The 18,602-nt window shown below is 69.1% G+C and carries 22 protein-coding genes; 2 read left to right on the top strand and 20 right to left on the bottom strand.

Annotation, left to right across the window (positions count from 1 at the left end; all coding sequences use genetic code 11):
• Positions 1 to 41: 41 nt before the first annotated feature.
• The 8 genes from glgX to parA form a co-directional block, all read right to left on the bottom strand.
• Positions 42 to 2,195 carry a glycogen debranching protein GlgX gene (glgX, locus tag F0Q34_RS17885; protein ID WP_149813614.1) on the bottom strand — a complete coding sequence of 718 codons (2,154 nt, stop codon included), beginning with the start codon at positions 2,193 to 2,195 and terminating at the stop codon, positions 42 to 44.
• A gap of 96 nt (positions 2,196 to 2,291) precedes the next feature.
• On the bottom strand, positions 2,292 to 3,518 hold the full coding sequence (metC, locus tag F0Q34_RS17890; protein WP_370751246.1) for a cystathionine beta-lyase: 1,227 nt from the start codon (positions 3,516 to 3,518) through the stop codon (positions 2,292 to 2,294).
• Complete coding sequence (locus F0Q34_RS17895) at positions 3,518 to 4,366, bottom strand: sulfurtransferase (RefSeq protein ID WP_149813616.1); 849 nt, start codon at positions 4,364 to 4,366, stop codon at positions 3,518 to 3,520. Before F0Q34_RS17895 ends, metC begins: the two co-directional genes overlap by 1 nt.
• Positions 4,367 to 4,371: 5 nt before the next feature.
• Positions 4,372 to 5,100 carry an alanyl-tRNA editing protein gene (locus F0Q34_RS17900; RefSeq protein WP_149813617.1) on the bottom strand — a complete coding sequence of 243 codons (729 nt, stop codon included), beginning with the start codon at positions 5,098 to 5,100 and terminating at the stop codon, positions 4,372 to 4,374.
• On the bottom strand, positions 5,097 to 5,741 hold the full coding sequence (locus tag F0Q34_RS17905) for an NUDIX domain-containing protein (RefSeq protein ID WP_149813618.1): 645 nt from the start codon (positions 5,739 to 5,741) through the stop codon (positions 5,097 to 5,099). The genes F0Q34_RS17900 and F0Q34_RS17905 overlap by 4 nt, the downstream gene beginning before the upstream one ends.
• A gap of 94 nt (positions 5,742 to 5,835) precedes the next feature.
• Positions 5,836 to 6,258 carry a GNAT family N-acetyltransferase gene (locus F0Q34_RS21875; RefSeq protein WP_161600936.1) on the bottom strand — a complete coding sequence of 141 codons (423 nt, stop codon included), beginning with the start codon at positions 6,256 to 6,258 and terminating at the stop codon, positions 5,836 to 5,838.
• Entirely contained in the window at positions 6,255 to 6,710 is a 456-nt protein-coding gene (locus F0Q34_RS17915) for a CopD family protein (RefSeq protein ID WP_241665566.1), read from the bottom strand. Before F0Q34_RS17915 ends, F0Q34_RS21875 begins: the two co-directional genes overlap by 4 nt.
• Positions 6,711 to 6,726: 16 nt before the next feature.
• Positions 6,727 to 7,356, bottom strand: a complete 630-nt coding sequence (gene parA / locus F0Q34_RS17920; RefSeq protein WP_149813621.1) for a ParA family partition ATPase — start codon at positions 7,354 to 7,356, stop codon at positions 6,727 to 6,729.
• Between the two features lie 154 nt (positions 7,357 to 7,510).
• On the opposite strand from parA, the gene F0Q34_RS17925 reads away from it, so the two are divergent.
• A complete protein-coding gene (locus F0Q34_RS17925; protein WP_149813622.1) occupies positions 7,511 to 7,924 on the top strand; it encodes a rhodanese-like domain-containing protein in 414 nt (137 codons plus the stop codon).
• 7 nt (positions 7,925 to 7,931) lie between these two features.
• Here F0Q34_RS17925 and F0Q34_RS17930 read toward each other — a convergent pair whose 3' ends face one another.
• The 5 genes from F0Q34_RS17930 to F0Q34_RS17950 form a co-directional block, all read right to left on the bottom strand.
• Positions 7,932 to 8,237, bottom strand: coding sequence for a plasmid stabilization protein (locus F0Q34_RS17930; protein ID WP_149813623.1), 306 nt, complete (start codon positions 8,235 to 8,237; stop codon positions 7,932 to 7,934).
• Between the two features lie 61 nt (positions 8,238 to 8,298).
• Complete coding sequence (locus tag F0Q34_RS17935) at positions 8,299 to 9,162, bottom strand: transporter substrate-binding domain-containing protein (RefSeq protein ID WP_149813624.1); 864 nt, start codon at positions 9,160 to 9,162, stop codon at positions 8,299 to 8,301.
• A 101-nt stretch (positions 9,163 to 9,263) separates the two neighbouring features.
• Positions 9,264 to 10,376 (bottom strand): S-methyl-5-thioribose-1-phosphate isomerase, encoded by a 1,113-nt coding sequence (mtnA, locus tag F0Q34_RS17940; RefSeq protein ID WP_149813625.1) that lies wholly within the window; start codon positions 10,374 to 10,376, stop codon positions 9,264 to 9,266.
• 129 nt (positions 10,377 to 10,505) lie between these two features.
• Positions 10,506 to 10,976, bottom strand: coding sequence for a UPF0262 family protein (locus F0Q34_RS17945; RefSeq protein WP_149813626.1), 471 nt, complete (start codon positions 10,974 to 10,976; stop codon positions 10,506 to 10,508).
• Positions 10,969 to 11,448, bottom strand: a complete 480-nt coding sequence (locus F0Q34_RS17950) for a DUF983 domain-containing protein (protein ID WP_149813627.1) — start codon at positions 11,446 to 11,448, stop codon at positions 10,969 to 10,971. Before F0Q34_RS17950 ends, F0Q34_RS17945 begins: the two co-directional genes overlap by 8 nt.
• A 211-nt stretch (positions 11,449 to 11,659) precedes the next feature.
• Between F0Q34_RS17950 and F0Q34_RS17955 the strand changes: the two genes are divergently transcribed.
• On the top strand, positions 11,660 to 12,307 hold the full coding sequence (locus F0Q34_RS17955) for an aspartate/glutamate racemase family protein (RefSeq protein WP_149813628.1): 648 nt from the start codon (positions 11,660 to 11,662) through the stop codon (positions 12,305 to 12,307).
• A 105-nt stretch (positions 12,308 to 12,412) separates the two neighbouring features.
• Here the strand turns inward: F0Q34_RS17955 and F0Q34_RS17960 are convergent, their stop codons facing one another.
• From F0Q34_RS17960 to F0Q34_RS21880, 7 genes are all read right to left on the bottom strand, one after another.
• Entirely contained in the window at positions 12,413 to 12,751 is a 339-nt protein-coding gene (locus F0Q34_RS17960) for a hypothetical protein (RefSeq protein ID WP_149813629.1), read from the bottom strand.
• Positions 12,752 to 12,845: 94 nt separating this feature from the next.
• Positions 12,846 to 13,847 (bottom strand): N-carbamoyl-D-amino-acid hydrolase, encoded by a 1,002-nt coding sequence (locus tag F0Q34_RS17965; RefSeq protein ID WP_149813630.1) that lies wholly within the window; start codon positions 13,845 to 13,847, stop codon positions 12,846 to 12,848.
• A 23-nt stretch (positions 13,848 to 13,870) separates the two neighbouring features.
• A complete protein-coding gene (locus F0Q34_RS17970; RefSeq protein ID WP_149813631.1) occupies positions 13,871 to 14,083 on the bottom strand; it encodes a hypothetical protein in 213 nt (70 codons plus the stop codon).
• Between the two features lie 30 nt (positions 14,084 to 14,113).
• Positions 14,114 to 14,302 (bottom strand): hypothetical protein, encoded by a 189-nt coding sequence (locus tag F0Q34_RS17975; RefSeq protein ID WP_149813632.1) that lies wholly within the window; start codon positions 14,300 to 14,302, stop codon positions 14,114 to 14,116.
• Positions 14,299 to 15,675 carry a dihydroorotase gene (locus tag F0Q34_RS17980; protein WP_149813633.1) on the bottom strand — a complete coding sequence of 459 codons (1,377 nt, stop codon included), beginning with the start codon at positions 15,673 to 15,675 and terminating at the stop codon, positions 14,299 to 14,301. Before F0Q34_RS17980 ends, F0Q34_RS17975 begins: the two co-directional genes overlap by 4 nt.
• Before the next feature lie 84 nt (positions 15,676 to 15,759).
• Complete coding sequence (locus F0Q34_RS17985; RefSeq protein WP_149813634.1) at positions 15,760 to 17,037, bottom strand: D-alanyl-D-alanine carboxypeptidase family protein; 1,278 nt, start codon at positions 17,035 to 17,037, stop codon at positions 15,760 to 15,762.
• Positions 17,038 to 18,355: 1,318 nt separating this feature from the next.
• Positions 18,356 to 18,602 (bottom strand): hypothetical protein (locus F0Q34_RS21880; RefSeq protein ID WP_161600937.1); only part of this gene is annotated, 247 nt, incomplete at its 5' end.

Raw genomic sequence — 18,602 nt, forward strand, 5'->3', positions numbered from 1 at the left:
CGAAAGCTAGCATGTTTCGATCGCGATAGAAAAGCAGCGGTTCAGCCGCGGCGGACCCGCCTGCGCTTCAGGGTGAACAGCAACAGCGAACGCCCTGTCACGGTGTAGCTGTCGCCGATCTTGAAGTCGGGCTCCTCCTCCTCGTCCTCCTCGGGGAGGTTGGTGTCGAGGAGGCGGACCCAGCACTCGCCCCCCGGGCATTCGGGCAGGGTGAACTCCACCGCCTCGTGATGGGCGTTGAGGATCAGCAGCAGGGTGGCGTCATGGCCGGGACGGCGGATGCCGCTTTCCTGCGCGCGGCCATCCAGCATCTTGGCGAAGCACCGCGTGTTGGGATCTTCCCAGTCGGCCGCCTCCATCTCCTCGCCGGACGGCTTGTACCAGGACAGGCCCTTGACCTCGCTGGCCTCGTGGAACTCGCCGGACAGGAAACGGCCCCGGCGCAGTATGGGGAAGCGGTTGCGCAGTTCCGCCAGGCGCCGGGTGAAGGCCACCAGCCGCTCGCCCTTGTCCTTCCAGTCCCAATCCAGCCAGGAGATCTCGTTGTCCTGGCAATAGGCGTTGTTGTTGCCCTGCTGGGTGCGGCCGAACTCGTCGCCGGCCAGCAGCATCGGCGTGCCCTGGCTCAGATACAGCGTGCCGAGCATGTTGCGGATCTGCCGCTCCCGCACCGCGTTGATCTCGGCGTCGTCGGTTGGCCCCTCGACGCCGTAGTTGAAGGACAGGTTGTGCGAATGGCCGTCGCGATTGTCCTCGCCATTCGCCTCGTTGTGCTTCTCGTTGTAGCTGACGAGATCGTTCAGGGTGAAGCCGTCATGCGCCGCCAGGAAGTTGATGCTGGCCCAGGGCTTGCGGCCATGGTGGTTGAACAGGTCCGCCGAACCGGACAACCGGTTGCCGAGATCGGCCGCCTTGCCTTCCTCGCCCACCCAGAAGCCGCGCACCGTGTCGCGGTACTTGTCATTCCATTCGGCCCAGCCGGGCGCGAAATTGCCAACCTGGTAGCCGCCGGGGCCGATGTCCCAGGGCTCCGCGATCAGCTTCACATCGGCCAGGACGGGGTCCTGCATGCAGGCCTTCAGGAAGGCGGATTGCTCGTCGAAGCCATGCGGCTCGCGCGCCAGGATGGTGCCGAGGTCGAAGCGGAAACCATCGACATGCATCTCGTTCACCCAGTAGCGCAGGCTGTCGGTCACCATCTGCAGCACGCGCGGGTGGGACAGGTTCACCGTGTTCCCGGTGCCCGTGTCGTTGATGTAGTAGCGCTTCTGGTCGGGCAGCAGGCGGTAGTAGCTGGCATTGTCAATGCCCTTGAAGGACAGCGTCGCGCCGCGCTCATTGCCCTCGGCCGTGTGGTTGTAGACCACGTCCATGATGACCTCTAGCCCGGCATCGTGCAGGCGGGCCACCATCTCCTTGAACTCGGCGAAGGCGAAATCCTGGTTGCGGGCATAGCGCCGCGCCGGGCTGAAGAAGCCGATGGAATTGTAGCCCCAATAATTCACCAGGCCCTTTTCCAGCAGGTAGTCGTCATTGACGAAGAAGTGGATCGGCAGAAGCTCCACCGCCGTCACGCCGAGCGACTTGATGTGCTTGATCACCTCGTGGTTGGCGAGGCCGGAATAGGTGCCGCGCGCATCCTCCGGCACCAGCGGGTGCCGCTTGGTGACGCCCTTCACATGCGTCTCGTAGACGATGGTGCGCTCCCACGGGATGCGCGGGCGGCGATCATTGCCCCAGGTGAAGGCAGGATCGACGACGCGGCATTTCGGCATGAAGGCGGCGCTGTCGCGCTCGTCGAAGGAAAGGTCCTCGTCCTCGTGGCCGATGGTGTAGCCGAACAGCGAGTGGTCCCACTTGAACTCGCCCACATGGCTCAGCGCGTAAGGGTCCAGCACCAGCTTGTTCGGGTTGAACCGGTGGCCTTCCTCCGGCGCGTAGGGCCCGTGCACGCGGTAGGCATAAACGGTGCCGGGACGCGCATCTGGCAGAAAGCCGTGGAACACCTCATTGGTGTATTCCGGCAGTTCGATCCGCTCCAGCTCGGTTTCGCCGGTGTTGTCGAACAGGCACAGCTCGACCTTGGTGGCATTGGCCGAGAACAGGGCGAAGTTGACGCCGAGCCCTGTCCAGGTTGCGCCGAGCGGATTGGGCCGGCCTTCAGTGATACGGGACTGGTTGATCGCTGGGGGCACGGGACAATCCTTGCACAAGGGAGGCGAGGCTAAGACGCGGCAAAGGGATGATGGTTGCCGCCGCCCATCATCCGATTCCGCCGCGCCCGCCTGGCTTCAGCGCGGCAGGCCGTCCAGCGCCGCCTCCAGATCCGCGATCAGGTCCGCCGGGTCCTCCAGCCCGATATGGAAGCGCACCGTTGGCCCTTCCAGCACATCGACGCGCGTCGCGGTGCGGGTGATATAGTTGGTGGTGGGCAGGGCGAGGCTTTCATAACCACCCCAGGAAGCGCCGATGCCGAACAGCTTCAGCCCGTCCACCGCCGCGTCGATCTGCTTCACCGTGTAGCGCGGGTCGAACACCACGCCGAACAGGGAGCAGGCGCCGGTGAAGTCGCGCTTCCACAGCGCGTGCTGCGGATGGCTGGGCAAGGCCGGGTGCATCACGCGCAGGACCTCGGGCCGGCTTTCGAACCACCGGGCGACGGCCAGGCCGGCCGCTTCCTGCGCCTTCAGCCGCACCGCCAGGGTGCGCAGGCCGCGCAGCGCCAGCCAGCAATCATCGGGGGAGGCGTAGTGGCCGATCTCCCGCGCCGCGCCGGCGATGATGGCCCAGTCCTCCGGCGTGTTCACCGTGACGGAGCCGAGCAGCACGTCGGAATGGCCGCCGACATACTTGGTCAACGCCTGGACCGAAACATCGACCCCCTTGGTGAAGGGCTGGAAGTGGTGGATGCCCCAGGTGTTGTCCATGATCAGCTTGGCGCCATGCGCATGGGCGACCTCGGCCAGCGCCGGGATGTCCTGCATCTCGAAGGTGTGGCTGCCGGGGCTTTCAGCGAAGACGACGCGGGTGTTGGGGCGCATCAGCGCTTCCAGCCCGGCGCCGTCCAGCTTCGGGTCGTAATAGGTCGTCTCGATGCCGAAGCGCTTCAGCAGCCCTTCGGCGATGCGGCGGGAGGGGCCGTAAACGCTGTCCGGCATCAGGCAATGCTCGCCGGCCTTCAGATAGGCCATCAGCGGCAGGGTGCAGGCGGCGAGGCCGGTGCCGACGATCAGGGCGCGCGATCCGCCCTCGATCTCGGCGATCATGTTCTCCAGCGCGAAATGGGTGGGACCGCCGGCGGTGCCGTAGGTCATCACCTGCTCCAGGGAACGGGCATTGAGGGTGCCCCGCTCCTCGCAGGAGGGGTAGAGCACGGTGGAGCCGCGATGCACCGGCGGGTTGACGAAGCCATGCACGCGGCTGCCGGGGCGGCCACCATGCGACATCCGGGTGGCGAAATGCGCGCCGGTATTGGCGTGCCCGGTCTTGGAATGCTGAGGGGAAAGGTCGTCGGGCATCAGGCGTTGCTCTGCTTTGCGGTTTCGGGGCGCGCGGCCCATTCGGTCCAGGAGCCGTCATACACGGCAGGCTCGGGCAGGCCGGCCTGGACCAGCCCCAGCGCCACGATGCAGGCGGTGACGCCCGTGCCGCAGGATGCGATCAACGGCCGGGCGTTCTCCGCCGTCACCCCGGCGGCGGCGAAGCGGGCGCGCAGCTCCTCGGGCGGCAGCAGGGTGCCATCCGGCCGCAGCAGGTCGGAGGCCGGCACGCTGGCCGCGCCCGGCATGTGGCCGGAAGGCAATCCCGGTCGCGGCTCGGGTGCCGTTCCGTCGAAGCGGCCCTTAGGGCGGGCATCCAGGATCAGCGCGGAACGGTCCTCGACCACCCGCTTCACGTCGCCGATGCCGGCCAGGCGGCGGGCGATGAAATCGGCCCAGAAGGTTTCGGGCTTCGGCGCGGGGCGGGGGCCGCCTTCGGTGGGGCGGTTCTCGGCGCGCCATTTCGGCAGGCCGCCATCCAGCACCGCGGCGTTCTCATGCCCGAACAGCCGCATCAGCCACCAGCCGCGCGCCGCCGAGAACAGGCCCTTCTGGTCGTAGAACACCACGCGGTGCCGGTTGGAGATGCCGAGCGCACCCAGCATGCGCATGGCGCGGCCAGGGGTGGGCGCCATGTGCGGCAGGTCGGTTTCCGGGTCCGCCACCTGGTCGATGTCGAAGAAGCCGGCGCCGGGAATGCGCGCTTCCGCGAATTCGGTCTGCGCGTCGCGCGGCTCACTGGGCAGGTATTTGGTGGTGTCGAACACCAGCAGGTCGGGCCTGCCCAGCTCGGCGGCGAGCCATTCGGTGGAAACCAGGTTCTGCATTGCCCTCAATCCTCCAGCACCAGGTAGACGCGCCGGTTCTGCCTGCCCTTGTTCTCGAGCTTGGTGACGGACACGCGGCCGATCTCGCCCGTGCGGCGCACATGCGTGCCGCCGCAGGGCTGCAAATCGACCGGATCATCCTCCGCCCCGATGCGCACCAACCGCACCTGGCCGGCGCCGCGCGGCGGCTGCACCGAAAGGGTGCGCACCAGGGACGGGTTGGCGTCCAGCTCGGCCTCGCTGATCCAGCGCTCTCCCACCGGGTGGTCGGCGGCGGCCAGTGCGGTGAGCTGCTCGCTCAGCCAGTCCTTGGCCGGCGGCTCGGCGAGGTCGAAATCCAGCCGGGAACGGTCGGCGCCGATCTGCCCGCCGGTCACGCCGGCGCCGGGGATCAGGGAGCACAGAAGGTGCAGGCTGGTGTGCATGCGCATCAGGCGGTGGCGGCGGCTCCAGTCCAGCCCGGCGATGACCTCGGCGCCGACCGGGGGCAGGGCGGCACCGTCGCCCGGCTGGTGCAGCACCGCGTCGCCGGGGCCTTTCACGGCGTTGCCCACCGCCATCTCGCCTGACTGGCCATGCAGGCTCCAGCGCAGCAGGCCGGTGTCGCCGGGCTGACCGCCGGCCTGGGGGTAGAAGACGGTGCGGTTCAGCACCACCCCATCCGGGCCGGAGGACAGCACGGTGGCGGTGCATTCCCGTGCATAGGCATCGGCGCGGAACAGCAATTCGGTCATTCGCTCATCCATTCGCGATGAAGGCGGTCGGCGTTCAGTTGCAGCCACATCAGCAGCAGGGCCGTGGGGGCGTTGCGGATCTCGTTGCGGGCCAGCTGCGCGAAGGCTTCCTCCGCCGGCAGCAGGACCAGCCGGGTTTCCTCCTGCTCCTCCGGCAGGCCCATGGCGCGGGCACCGAGGTTGTCCGGCAGCCGGACGCGGCCGCAGAAGAAATGCAGCACCTCGTCGGCGCCGCCCTGCATGGTCATGAAGTGGCCGATCTTCTCCACCTTGTCGGCGGTCAGCCCGGCTTCCTCCCGCAATTCCCGGCGCACCGTCGCCTCGGCCTCCTCCTCCGGCTCCAGCAGGCCGGCGGGACATTCGCGCATCAGGGGATGCTCGCCGGCGGCGAGGGCGGGCAGGCGGAACTGCTCGATCAGGGCGATGCGGCGCGTCCAGGGGTCATAGGGCAGGATCACCGCCCCGCCGCCACGGCGCCACATTTCCCAGGTCAGCAGGCCGGACGGCGTGCCATCGGCGCGGCGATAGCGGAAGCGGACCCGCTGCAAGGGAAAGCGGCCATCCCAGACCACTTCATCCGCTTCCGGGAGATACAGGGAATGGGAGGGAACCGGAGGCGCCTTCGGTGGTCTGGCCTTCATGCGATGGAGCAGCCTGAGCCTGAAACGGAGAAACCGTGCGCATCATGGGCCGCCCGGCACGGCGCGTCCATGCCCCGGCCGGGCCAGCGGCGGTTCAGAACCGCTTGGCCATCCAGAGGCGGTCATGGCCGGGCGGCCGGCCTTCCAGCCGGCCTATCTCCTGGAAGCCATGGCGACGGTAGAAATCCGGGGCCTGGAAGCTGCTGGTGTTGAGGTGGAGACCCACCGCGCCGAGCCGCCGCGCCTCCGCTTCGGCCGCCGCCAGCAGGGCGCCGCCGATGCCCTGGCCACGCAAGCCCTCGCTGACCCAGAACTTGTCCACCTGCAGCCATCGCAGGGCGACCTCGCCGATCAGCCCGGCCCGAACGGCTTCTCCGTCATCCCGGTAGATGAGGCAGACGGGATGGATCGCCTGATCATGGTCCGGCAGCGCGGCATGGCGGTGGGCGCGGAGGCCGGCGCGCACCGCCTCGGCTTCGGGTCCGGTGGCGTCCGGCAGCAGCTCGATCCCGCTCACCCGCCGAAGCGGCCCCAGCCGGCCACTGCCACCGTCACCAGCCCCAGGGCCAGGTTGGCCGTGATCATCCAGCGCAGCCGCTCGGCCGCGGCGGCGGCGCGGGCGGTGTCGCCCGCGGCCAGCGCCGCGCGCAGGCCACGCCAGGGAACAAAGAACAGGACCACAAAGATCGCCGCCATGATCAGCCCTGTCAGATGCATCACATGCACGTGCCAGCCGGCCCCGGCGAAGCCGCCAAACCACCCGAACAGCAGGATGTAGCCGGTGATGATCAGGGCCGGCATGGCGTGCCACACGACCAGGAAGAAGCGGCGATAGGCGCCGGCCATCACCGCAAGGCGTTGCGGCCCCGCCAGTTCGCCCAGCGCCGGCCGGAGCGCCAGCAGGCCGAATGCCATGCCCCCGACCCAGAGGACGGCGCCCAGCAGGTGAATCACGTAAGCCAGTGTCATCGGAATCATTCCATGTTTATCGCAGCAGGGCTTCCACCGCCTCGGCCAGGGCCCGCGCCTCGGCGGCGGCCGGGCCGCGCGGCGAGGCCTCCGTCACGCCGAGGCCCTGCGCGAAGGCCGCGGCGAAGGCGGTGCGGTTGCCGAGCGCTGGTTGCAGCAGCGGCCATTGGCGGCGGGCGATCTCAGCCGTGACCTGGTCGCGCAGCCGGCCGCTGGCGGGGGCGCGGTTCAACATCAGAACCGCGCGGCGGCGTTCCGCCCCGGCCTGTTCCAGCGTCGCCTCCAGGGCCCACAGATCGGCGGGGGATGGTTGCAGCGGCACCAGCACCAGGTCGGCGGCGCGGATGGCGATGCGCGAATCGGTATCGGCATGCGGCGGGGTGTCGAGCAGCACCAGGTCATGCCCCGGCTTCAGCCGGTCGAGCGCGCCGGGGATGCGCCAGCCCGCCGGCGCCTCGAAGCTCAGCGGCGCCGCCTTGGCCTGGTTGCCGCGGATCGCGTGCCAGCGGCTGAGGCTTTGCTGCGGATCGGTGTCGAGCAAGGCGACGCGCCGCCCAGCGCCGGCCAGGGTGGTGGCCAGCGTCGCCGCCACCATGGACTTGCCGGCCCCGCCCTTGCGCTGGGCCACCACGATCACAAAGGCCATGCGCCCGCTCCCTGCATCTGAGCGGCCCGGCGCCGCGGGCGCATCCTGCCTGTCCCGCGCCGCCAGGGCCAGGGGCGATGACCGGAAAGCGTGGCATGGACGCGCCAGCCCCCCGACCCCACACTGTGTCGGGAGGATAGCTGGAGAACCCGTCATGAGCGTTGAAGATGTCACCCCCCGCACGGTCTGGGACACGCTGCGCAAGGATGCCGATGCGGTGCTGGTGGATGTCCGCACCGATGCCGAATGGAATTTCGTTGGTCTGGCGGATCTGTCCGAAGCGGGCAAGCAGCCGGTGCTGATCCCCTGGCAGGTTTATCCCTCCATGCAGGTGAACGGCGCCTTTGCCGACCATCTGCGCAAGGCCGGGCTGAGCCCGCTGAACAAGCTTTATTTCCTGTGCCGCTCCGGCGCGCGGAGCCTGGCCGCGGCGCAGGCGGCCAAGGCCGCCGGCTTCCCCCACGCTTTCAATGTCGCGGATGGCTTCGAGGGCCCGCCAGACATGGAGGGGCACCGGGGCCAGGTCGCCGGCTGGAAGGCCGAGGGGCTGCCCTGGCGGCAGCGCTAGCCGCTCATCAGGGGCGGGCGTGCGCCTCCCGGGTGCGCGCCGCCTTTCTGGCGGAAGCCGAGCGCTCCGCCGCCGGGCGCTGCGCGGAGGCTTCCCCGCCCTTCCTGCCGCCCTTGTGCGCGGCGGCGTTGGTGTCGGGATGTCCACGGCCGGAGCCACTTTTGTTGCCGCCGCCGGAATCCTTGTTCACAGTCGCCCAGGCGCGGCGTTCCGCTTCCTTGTCTGGAACGCCACGGGCTTCGTAGCTTTCCTCGATATGCTCGGCCTTGCGCTTCTGCTTGTCGGTGTAGGCCGTCTTGTCGCCGCGCGGCATGAGCGCCTCCTTCCGTGCTGGAGCCCGGAAGAAGAACGCCGCAGCCGCGCGGGGGTTGGCGTCAGCCGCAGCGCAGCTCATGCGGGGTGGCGTCGTAGCCAGGCATGTCCGGCACGCCGAAGCCCGGGAAGGGCGTGTTCTCCGCATCATCCGCCGCCGGCTTCACGCCGAACCACTTCTCCGAAAGGGCGGCGACGGTGCCGTCCTTCTTCATGCATTCCAGCACCATCTCCATTGCGTCGCGGCCGGCCTTGTCGTCCTTGCGGAACGGCGCGGCCCAGTGGGCGCGGGTCTCGGCGAGAACGAAATCGGGCACAAACATCGGGGTGCGCGTCGCCGCATAGCGGACGGTGGTGTTGCCGCCGAGATTGGCATAGGTGCGGCCACCCACCACCGCCTGCACGGCATCCGGCTGGCTGTCGAAGGTTTGCACGGTGAAGCCGTATTTGGCTGCGTTGGCCTGCGCCCAGGCATCATAGGCCGAGCCCTTGTTGACCGAGATCGCCTTGCCCTTGAGGTCGTCCATCGACTTGATCGGCGCCGATCCCTTGCGGATGCCGAACTGGTAGGCCGTGTAGAGATAGCCTTCGGTGAACAGCAGGTTTTCCGCCCGCTCCTTGGTCACCGTGACGGGGGCGGCCAGGAAGTCGTAGCGGCCGGCATTCAGCGCCGGCACCAGGCCGGAGAAGGAGGCGCTGTCGATGGTGATCGGGCGGCCCATGCGCTTGGCCACCTCGGTGAACAGGTCGACATTGAAGCCCTGCACGCCGCCCTCAAGCCTTGGGAAGGCATGCGGCGCGAAGGTGCCGTCCACTGCGGTGCGGAGCGGCTGCCCGCCCTGTCCCTGGGTTTGCCCCTGGGCCTGGGCGATGCCGCCGAGCCCCAGAGGGGCGGCGAGAAGAAGGGCGAAGGCAAGTGAACGCATAGGCTGGTTGAACTCCCTGCAGCCGGGTCGGCCGGAATGGCCGCTCCCGATTTGCAAGAAGCGTGCAACGTCCGGCTGGATTGCGCCAGCCGGACAAAGCGTCAGGCCGCCGCGGCCGGAGCGGCGAATTCTGGGTAAAGGCCGAGCAGGCCTGCCTCAGACGCGTCGCAACGGCCGCGCTCGGTGATCAGGCCGGTGACCAGGCGGGCGGGCGTCACGTCGAAGGCGGGGTTCAGCCCGGCGCTGCCGGGGGCAGCCACCCGCACCGTTTCCACCCGGCCATCCCAGGTCTGGCCGGTGGTTTCCAGCACCTCGCGCGGGTCGCGCTCCTCGATCGGGATCTCGCGGACGCCGTCCCGCACGCTCATGTCCAGGGTGGAATGGGGCAGGGCCACCCAGAAGGGCACGTCATTATCGCGCGCTGCCAGGGCCTTCAGATAGGTGCCGATCTTGTTGGCGACGTCGCCCTGGCGGGTTACCCGGTCAGTGCCGACCAGCACGATGTCCACCTCGCCATGCTGCATCAGGTGGCCGCCGGCATTGTCGGCGATCACCGTATGCGGAACGCCGTGCTTGCCCAGCTCCCAGGCCGTGAGGGCCGAGCCCTGGTTGCGCGGCCGGGTCTCGTCCACCCAGACATGCACCGGCAGCCCGGCATCATGGGCCTGGTACACCACCGACAGCGCCGTGCCGTAATCGACCGTCGCGATCCAGCCCGTGTTGCAATGGGTCAGCACGTTGATCGGCTTGCCTGGCTTCCGGGCGGCGATCGCCTGCAACAGCGGCAGGCCGTGCTCACCGATGCGGCGGCAGGTTTCCACATCATCCTCGGCGATGGCCGCAGCGGCGGCATAGGCGGCATCCACCCGCCGCTCCGCCGCAACGGGGCGCAGGGCGTCCAGCATCCGGGCCAGCGCCCAGCGCAGATTGATGGCGGTGGGGCGGGTCTTGCCCAGCATGGCCGCCACCGCTTCCAGCGCCGCGTCCGAGCTGTCTCGCCGCAGCGCCAGCGCCAGGCCATAGGCGGCCACCGCGCCGATCAGCGGCGCACCGCGCACCTGCATGGACTTGATGGCCTGCGCGACCTGCTTCTCATCCGTCAGCCGCAGGATCTCCACCGCCCAGGGTAGGCGCGTCTGGTCGAGAATGCGGACGGACCAGCCATCCTCCGGGTCAACCCAGACGCTGCGATAGGGGACGCCGTCGATCTTCATGAGGCAAGCTCCGTCCGTGGAAGCCGCGCGCGGGCGGGGTTTGGGGCTGGCGGCATATAGGCACCCTCCACCCCCAAGTCATGTGAAGCCTGCATGCGCCTGGCGCATGGGCGGCCTGAGAGAGCGGCCTCAGATCCGCTGGTGCAGGGCGCAGACCAGGGTGAACAAGCGCCGCGCCGTTTCGAAATCCACGCGGATCCGGCCACCGAGGCGCTCGGCCAGCAATTCGGCCCCCTCGTTGTGCAGGCCCCGCCGGCCCATGTCGATGGCCTGGATGCGGGCCTCTGAGCCGCCTTCGGTGACCGCCTGCTCGTGGCTGGCCACCACCATGTGGTAATCCTTGATCAGCCGGCGGAAAGGCCCCAGCGCCAGCGCGATGATCCGCAGCGGCGCATCGCTGCGATCGCGGATGTCCAGCACCAGCCGGCCATCCCGCACTTCCAGATGCAACGCGTAGGGCCCCTCGGGGAGGCCGACCGGATCGAAGATGTTGCCGGCCAGGAGGTCGGCCACGGCCTGGGAACGGTCAGCCTCGGCATAGGGGTTGGGGAGGGGGGATTCGTCCGGCAGGACGACCCGCAGCAGGCGCTGCTCAGCCATTTCGGCGGGGCGGCAACGGGGGCGCCTGCTGCCCGGTGCCGCTCTGCTCCAATGGGTTCTCCATCTCGTCGGACAGGATGCCCATCCGCAGCATCCAGCCCACCACCGCGCCTTTCACCGGCCGCAGCAACAGGATGCAGATGATGGTGAACAAGGGAAGCCACACCGTCATGTGCAGCCACATGGGCGGCTGATAAGCCTTCTCGATCCAGAAGACGGGCGGAACCAGCAGGTGGCCAACAATGAAGATGGTGAAATAGGGCGGCGCATCATCGGCGCGCAGCCGGCCCAGCGGCGCATGGCAATGGCCGCATTCCCGCGCGACCCGGAGATAACCCTCGAAGACGCGGCCTTCGCCACAAACCGGGCACCGGCCGCGGGCACCACGCCACAGCATGGTGGCGGCGGGCGGCATCGGCGCCGCTTCTTCGGTGTTGCGCGCTGGCTCCCAGTGGCTGGGCGGGCGATCCATCGGAATGGTGGTCCTGGCTGCTGCTTCTGTTTCCGGTTGCGTCGGTGCGGACCGGTTCATCCGGCCCCATTTGCCGGGCCACGCTCACGGTTCCTCGGGATCCGTGACATCTGGTGCAGCGCCATATCGGCACGATGCCCCCCCAGGATCAAGGGGAAGCGGGCCGCGGCGGTCACTTGCCCCGCGGAAAAGGGATGCGCATTCTGGTGCCATGTCCCGCCGCATCCTGGTGATCAATCCCAACACGTCCGCAAGCTGCACGCGCGGCATCGCCGACAGCCTGAGGCCCTTCGCCATGCCCGGCGCCCCGCCCTTCGAAGTGGTTTCCCTGCCGGGCGGCCCGCCCGCCATCATGTCCTGGCGCGACTGGTATTCGGTGGCGGAGCCCTTGTGCCGCCTGGTCGAGGCGGAGGCGGCGGAAGCCTATATCATCGCCTGCGTTTCCGATCCCGGCCTGGAAGCCGTGCGGACCGTAACGCCGAAGCCGGTTTTCGGCCCGTTCCGCAGCGCCGTGGCGGCCGCCCTGGCCCGCGCGGAGCGGTTCGGGGTGATCGCCTTCGTGGATGCCTCCAAGGCCCGCCAGCGCCGGGCGCTGCAGGCCATGGGCGCCGAGGCGAGGCTGGCCGCCACGGTGGCGCTGAACCTGCCCATGGAAACGCTGACCGATCCGCTGGCCGCGCGTGGCGCCCTGTGCGGCGCGGCGCGGCAATTGGTGGCTGATGGCGCCGAGGCGGTGGTGCTGGGTTGCGCCGGCATGGCCGGGCATCGCGCCGCCGTTGAGGATGCGGCAGGCGTTCCGGTGATCGAGCCCTGCCAGGCCGCGGCCGTCCAGGCCATCCTGGCGACCGGCGCGGGGTAAGGCTTCGATGGTCGCCATGGTGGCCGCTGCCATGGGTTGGCGCTGCGGAAGCCTTTTCCGGGTGCGGCAAAGACCCTGAAACAGCGTCAGCCGGGCCGTGGCCTGTCAGTCATGGTCCCGGCGGCGACGCAGACGGCGGCGATCATCGTCGTCATCATCATCATCATCGTCGTCATCGCGGTCATCGTCGTCGTCATCATCGTCATCGCGGCGATTGCGCGCCTGAAGACTGCCGCGTTCCATCTCCCGTGCCTCGCGCCAGGATTCATAGCGGGAGTCGTAGCGCGGATCGTACCAGGGGCCGCGGCCGTAGCCGGCCGCGTTCGGCCCCAGCCGTCCCGCATCGTCATCGAAGCGCTCGGCGCGGGCGGCGGCCGGTATCATGGCCAGGGTGCCAAACAGCCCGAAGGCCAGGGCGCGGCGCGTGGTCGGCTTGTCGGTCATGCTGTACCTCCAGGCCCGACACTGGCAGCGTCATGCGGCAGGGATTTGACGCATCCCGCCGCCTTTTCGCCGCCTTGTGGCGCCGCCGCTGGCGTCAGGCATTCGCCTTGTCGCCCGGCCTCCATTCGCCCGGCGCCACGCTGCCCACCTGCTCCAGGATGCGGCCATAGGCTTCCGGGCGGCGATGGGCGGCGAAGTTGAAGATCGAGGTCCGGCCCAGCGTGCACTGGCCGAGATCGCAATCCGCCACGATCAGCTCGTCATCCCAGCTTGTGGCCTGGGCCATGATCTCGCCCTGCGGGTTGACGATGATGGAATGGCCGAACAACTCGCAGCCATCCTCCACGCCCGCCTTGGCGACGCCGGCGGCGAAGCAGGCATTCTGGTAGCAGCCGGCCTGGATCGAGAGATGGGAATGCAGCACCCGCAGGTGATGCGCCTCGAAGCCCTTGGCATCCTGGTTGATGGAGGGGGTGTTGTAGCCCAGCATCACCAGCTCGACCTGCTGAAGGCCGAGCACCCGCCAGGCTTCCGGCCAGCGGCGGTCATTGCAGATCAGCATGCCAATATTCACTGGGCCGGCCACCCCGATCGGCGCCCGCACCACGGGGAAGCCCAGATTGCCGACTTCGAAATAGCGCTTCTCCAGGTGCTGCACCTTGCGCTTCGGGTCGAATTCGCGGTGCCCGGGCAGGTGCACCTTGCGGTATTTCAGCACCACCTCGCCTGTGGGGTGGACATAAACGGCGGTGTTGAAGTGGCGCTTGCGCACCACGCCCGTCTCATCGGCCTCATGCGCGATCTCGGCATAGCCGAGATGGAAGCCGATGTTGAACTTGCGCGCAGCCTCGAACAGCGGCGCCGTCTCGTTGGAAGGCAGTGCCTGCTCGTACCAGTGGTCGGCGTTGTTGATGTCCTCCTCGTACCAGCGGGGGAAGAAGGTGGTCAGCGCCAGCTCGGGGAAGACGACGACCTCGGCGCCGCGCTTGTGGGCGGTCTCCATCAGCCGCACCAGGCGGCCCACCACCATCTCGCGGCTTTCCGCCTTCTGGATGGGGCCGAGCTGTGCTGCGGCGAGGGTCAGGCGTCTGCTCATTCCGGTGGCTTTCCCGATGGAGGTCAGTTGGTGGCGGGCGGCAGCGGATCGATGAAATCCGCGCCGTAATCTTCCTGCACCTCCGAGACGGCGCGCAGGAAGGCATCGTCCCAGGCGTCTTCCAGCGCGTCCAGCAGCGCCTCCGCCGCGTCCCGGGTCTTCAGCATGGCGACGCGGTCACCGCCGGAAACCCAGACGGAGAAGCCGCCATCCTTTTCCTGGCGCAGTTCGAACATGCGGAACGCACTCCTTATTGCCTTGTCGCGCTAGCGGGGCGGCGCGGTGTCGTGATCGTCGGTCCGGGGCGTGAGGGCCCAATAGGCGATGCGCCCGGCCAGCACGGCCACCAGGCCGCCGCCGAGCGCCAGGGGCAGGCTCGTTCCCGGGCCGGTCAGCACGATCCAGAGAAAAAAGGCGATCAGTGCCGACGCCGCCACCAGCACCGGGCGCATCACCCCAGGAAGCCTTCGCGATGCTGGCGGGGCACGAAGCGGCCCTGGCCCGGCTTCGCCCTCACTTCGCCGCCATCCCAGATCTGCGCGCCGCGCAGGAAGGCGGCGGCGACGCGCGCCTTCATCGCCCGGCCGTGATAGGGCGACCAGCGCGCATCCGGCCGGTCCTGGATGGTGGCCTCGTCGAACACGAAGTCGCCGCGCTCCAGCACCGCGAAATCGGCGTCCGAGCCGATGCGGATGGCGCCCTTCTTCGGATACAGGCCGTGGAAGCGGGCGGTCCGCTCGGCGCAAAGCTGCGCCATCACCGTGACGGGCATGCCGCGCTCGGCCAGCAGCGTGTACATCAGCGGCGCGAAGCTCTGCATGCCGGTCAGGCCCGCGCCGCAGGCGAAGATGTCGTCGCCGAGCTTCTTGTCCCGCTGCCAGGGTGCGTGGTCGGTCGAGATATAGGCGATCTTGCCGGCGGCCAGCGCCGCCCACATCCGCTCCACCTCCTCCGCGGTGCGGAAGGGCGGGTTGCACTTGCCGAAGCCCTTGAGGCGGACGAGGTCCTCCTCCGTCATGCAGAGATACTGGATGCAGGCCTCACCGGTCGCCTTGCCGCCCATCCGGCGGAAGCTCTCGGCGATGTCGAAGCCGCGCGCCAGCGAGGAATGGGCGATGTGCACATGCGCGCCGGTTTCCATGCCGATCTCGAAGATCTCCAGATCCGCCATGGTCTCGGCCAGGGGCGGGCGGGTGCGGGCATGCATGATGGGATCAACCCGGCCCGAAGCCTTCGCCTCGGCCGTCAGCCGCTCCACCAGTTCCTGGTCCTCGTTATGGACGGCGACCATCAGGCCGGTCCTGGCGATCTCGCGGAAGGCAGCGACCATGGTGGGATGGTCGATGCGCGGGAAGCGCACCGCGTCATATTCATAGGTGGACAGCTTGAAGGCGGAGGCGCCGGCCTCCGCCAGCCCGGCGATGGCATCCACCCCGCCCGTCTTGGTGATGGTGCCGTAGAGCGCAACATCGACATGGGCGAGCTGGTGCACGACCTCCACCTTCTCGCGGAAGATGTCGGCGGAGGTCACGGCGCGCGGCACGTCATAGGGCATGTCGCAAACGGTGGTGACGCCGCCGGCGGCGGCGGTCGCCGTAGCGCCCTCGATGCCCGGCCAGCCAATCGCGGAGGCGGTGTGCATGTGCCCATCCACCAGCCCTGGCAGGATCAGCCGACCCGAGAAATCATCCACCTGCTTCGCCGGGGGGAGCTCGCCCTGGCCGATCGCGGCGATGGTTTCGCCGCGCACCGCGACATAGCCATCCGGCAGCACCGCTTCGGGAAGCACGAGGTCGCCGCGCAGCACGCGGTCATAGGGGAGCTGCATCGCGGAAGGTCCAATCGCCAGGGAAACAGGAACGGAAGCGCAAGACTATGCTGCTCCGCCGGCATCCTCAAGGCGCCGGCCGGATCAGGGCTGCAGCACCATGCAGGGCCCGCGCCGCGCATCGCAAAGCTGCCGTGCCGAGGCGGCCGAAAGGCCCGTCACCTGCGCGCGGTAGAACCAGTTGCCTTTCACCTTGACCCGCTCGACCCGCGCGGTGCCGAGGCTTCGCGCGGCCGCCGCGGCGGCGCGGGTCGCATCCTGGCGGGCCGAGAAGGCGCCCACCTGCACGCCCCAGCGGCCGGGCTTCGGCGGTGGCGCCTTCACCACCGGCCGGGCGGCGGCGCGCGCTGGACGCAGGGCGGGCGCGGCCACCGCCGCCGCGTTGGCGGTGCCCACCAGGCGCGGCGCGGCGGAAGCCATCATCATGTCGCTCCCGCGGCCTGGCCGGGCCGAGAAGCCGCGATCGAGCAGGGCCATCACATGGTCGTCGCGCTCGCGGCTGGTGGCGCCGCCGAACACCACGGCGATGATGCGCCGTCCGTTGCGCTCGGCGCTGGCAGCAAGGTTGAATCCGCTGGCGCGGATATATCCGGTCTTCAGCCCATCGGCGCCGTCATACTCGTCGAGCACACGGTTGTGGCCTTGGATGGTCTGGCCGTTCCAGGTGAACTGCCGCACCTTGAAATAGGCGTAGCGCTGGGGGAAGTCGCGATACAGGGCCCTGCTCAGGATCGCCATGTCGCGCGCGGTGGTGACCTGATTGGCGTCGGGCAGGCCGGAGGCGTTGCGGAAGCTGGTATCGCGCATGCCGAGCTGGCGTGCCTTCCGCGTCATCAGCCGGCCGAACTGCACCTCGTTGCCGCCCAGCCTTTCGCCCAGCGCCGCCGCCGCGTCATTGGCCGATTTGGTGATCAGGGCCAGCACCGCGTCGCGCACCGTGATGGTGCTGCCCGCCCGCAGGCCGAGCTTGGACGGTTCCTGCCCGGCCGCATGGCGCGACACGCGGATGCGGGTGGTGGGCGAAAGGCGCCCGCGCTCCATGGCCTCGAAGGCGAGGTAGAGCGTCATCATCTTGGTCAACGAGGCCGGATAGCGCGGCTCATCGGCATTGATCGCCAGGATCTCCTCGCCCGAGTTGGCATCCACCACCATGGCGGCATAGCGGCTGCCGCCGATCTGCGCCGCCGCCTCCCGCGCCGGCACGGCCAGCGCGAGGCCGGCCACAAGGGCGACAAGGCCCGCGCGGAGGCCGGCGGCGCGAGCGGGTTTCCTGTTGAGCCCGAAGACGGATCGGCAGCGCGTGAGCAGCCCCGCAACGCCAACAGGCGTGCGCGGCCCCGCGAAAAAGCCGGAGTGCAGCATGCGGTTCCCCCCTGGCGCGGCCGTCAACGCTTCCGCAGGCGATCCGCGCATCCCCCGTCTGCCCGACCGGCCTTCTGCCATCCGGGCCGTGCCACCACCCGCAACCCGGACGCCGCGAGCAACGGCGAACTGGCTTCCCCAGCAGGGATGGCACGGGAAGAACAATGCCGATATCGGCGATGAGAGAAAAGCGCTTATCGCCTGATCGGCAAAGAAAATCCGCCTGTGTATCGGTTCCGTCACATGCGCCGCGCCATCTGCGGAACCCCGGCTGCGGAGGCAGGGCGATCCTTTTGCGGCTCGCCGCCATGCGGCCGCGCGGAGCGGCGACAGCGCCGGGAAGAACAACGCGACGGTGCAAGAATGCCGGGCCGCGCGATCAGCACAGTGTCCGGCCCGCGATGGCATGGTGCGCGGCGTTCCAACAGCCGCGGATGTTCCGGCGGAACCAACGCGCCACGCGGCGCCTGGGTGGCAAAATGGCGACGCGGCGAAAGGGACATGCGGAACACGCTTCCGGATGCGGCGATGACACCTGTTCGGCGCCGCCTGCTGGAACGGCATGGCGCAGGACGTTCGGAGCGCCGTGGCCGGGGACGCGCGGCCGTTCCTCATTGTCCCATCGTGCATCCGCGCGGTGCCCGAGCCGCGTGCCGCGATGCGTCGCGCCGCCGGCGATGCCATGCCGGCATGGGCGTTGCCGACGCGGTGGAACTTTGCCGCCCGGACCTGCCGGATGGCCGATCTTTCCGCCAGGGCCTGCGAGACTTCCAAGCGGCTGATGCCGCATGGCCGGATCGGCGCCGGGTGGTGTGGCCCGGGATGGCGCCCCATCGCGGGGCGCTGCACCTATCGGGCAAACTCGCATCCGGGCGCTTCCTGCCATTCCCCGTAGCGGGCCGGCGGCGCTTCATCGCGGCCGGCGGAGCGGCACCGGGATTGCCCGAAGGTTGACGAACTTGCTTTTCTCCACTGCGTTCTTGGGAAGTGGCGGGGCGCCGGCCTGGCGTCATGGTGGATGCCGGTGGAGCACCGGGACAGCCCATCGCGCGTTTGCGTCCGGAATTTGCAACGGACGCAGGCGGATTTCGTTGACAAGCAGATTGTGCGTGAAGATAGCGTGTCCGCGCGCGCACCGGTTCGGCGCGATTCGCGCAACATGCTGTCAAGACATGCAGCGCGCGCCAACCGGGGCGGGCGGTGGAACCCGGAGCGGACGTCGCCGGCGGCCATGCCGCTTTCGGCGAAACACCGCGACGTCCGGCAGGGGGGCCAAGGCCGTGACCCTTCATGCCAGCAATCACGGCAGGTATTTGGGTTAGGAGATCCAGCATATGTCCGACAGCGACAATAGCCCACCCCGGGCGCAGGCCATGGCGATGAGCACCACACGCCGCAGCTCCGCGACGCGCAAGGCCAGCACGGCGGGCCGCAAGACCAGCGCCGCAACCGCGACCAAGAAGGCGGCGGCGCCGAAGAAGGCGGCGACCAGCCGGACCAAGGCGACGGCGACGGCCAAGAAGCCGGCGGCGAGCCGCACGGCGAAGGCGACCAGCACGCGCACG

This window comes from Teichococcus oryzae (genome assembly GCF_008386565.1).
Taxonomy (GTDB): domain Bacteria; phylum Pseudomonadota; class Alphaproteobacteria; order Acetobacterales; family Acetobacteraceae; genus Pseudoroseomonas; species Pseudoroseomonas oryzae.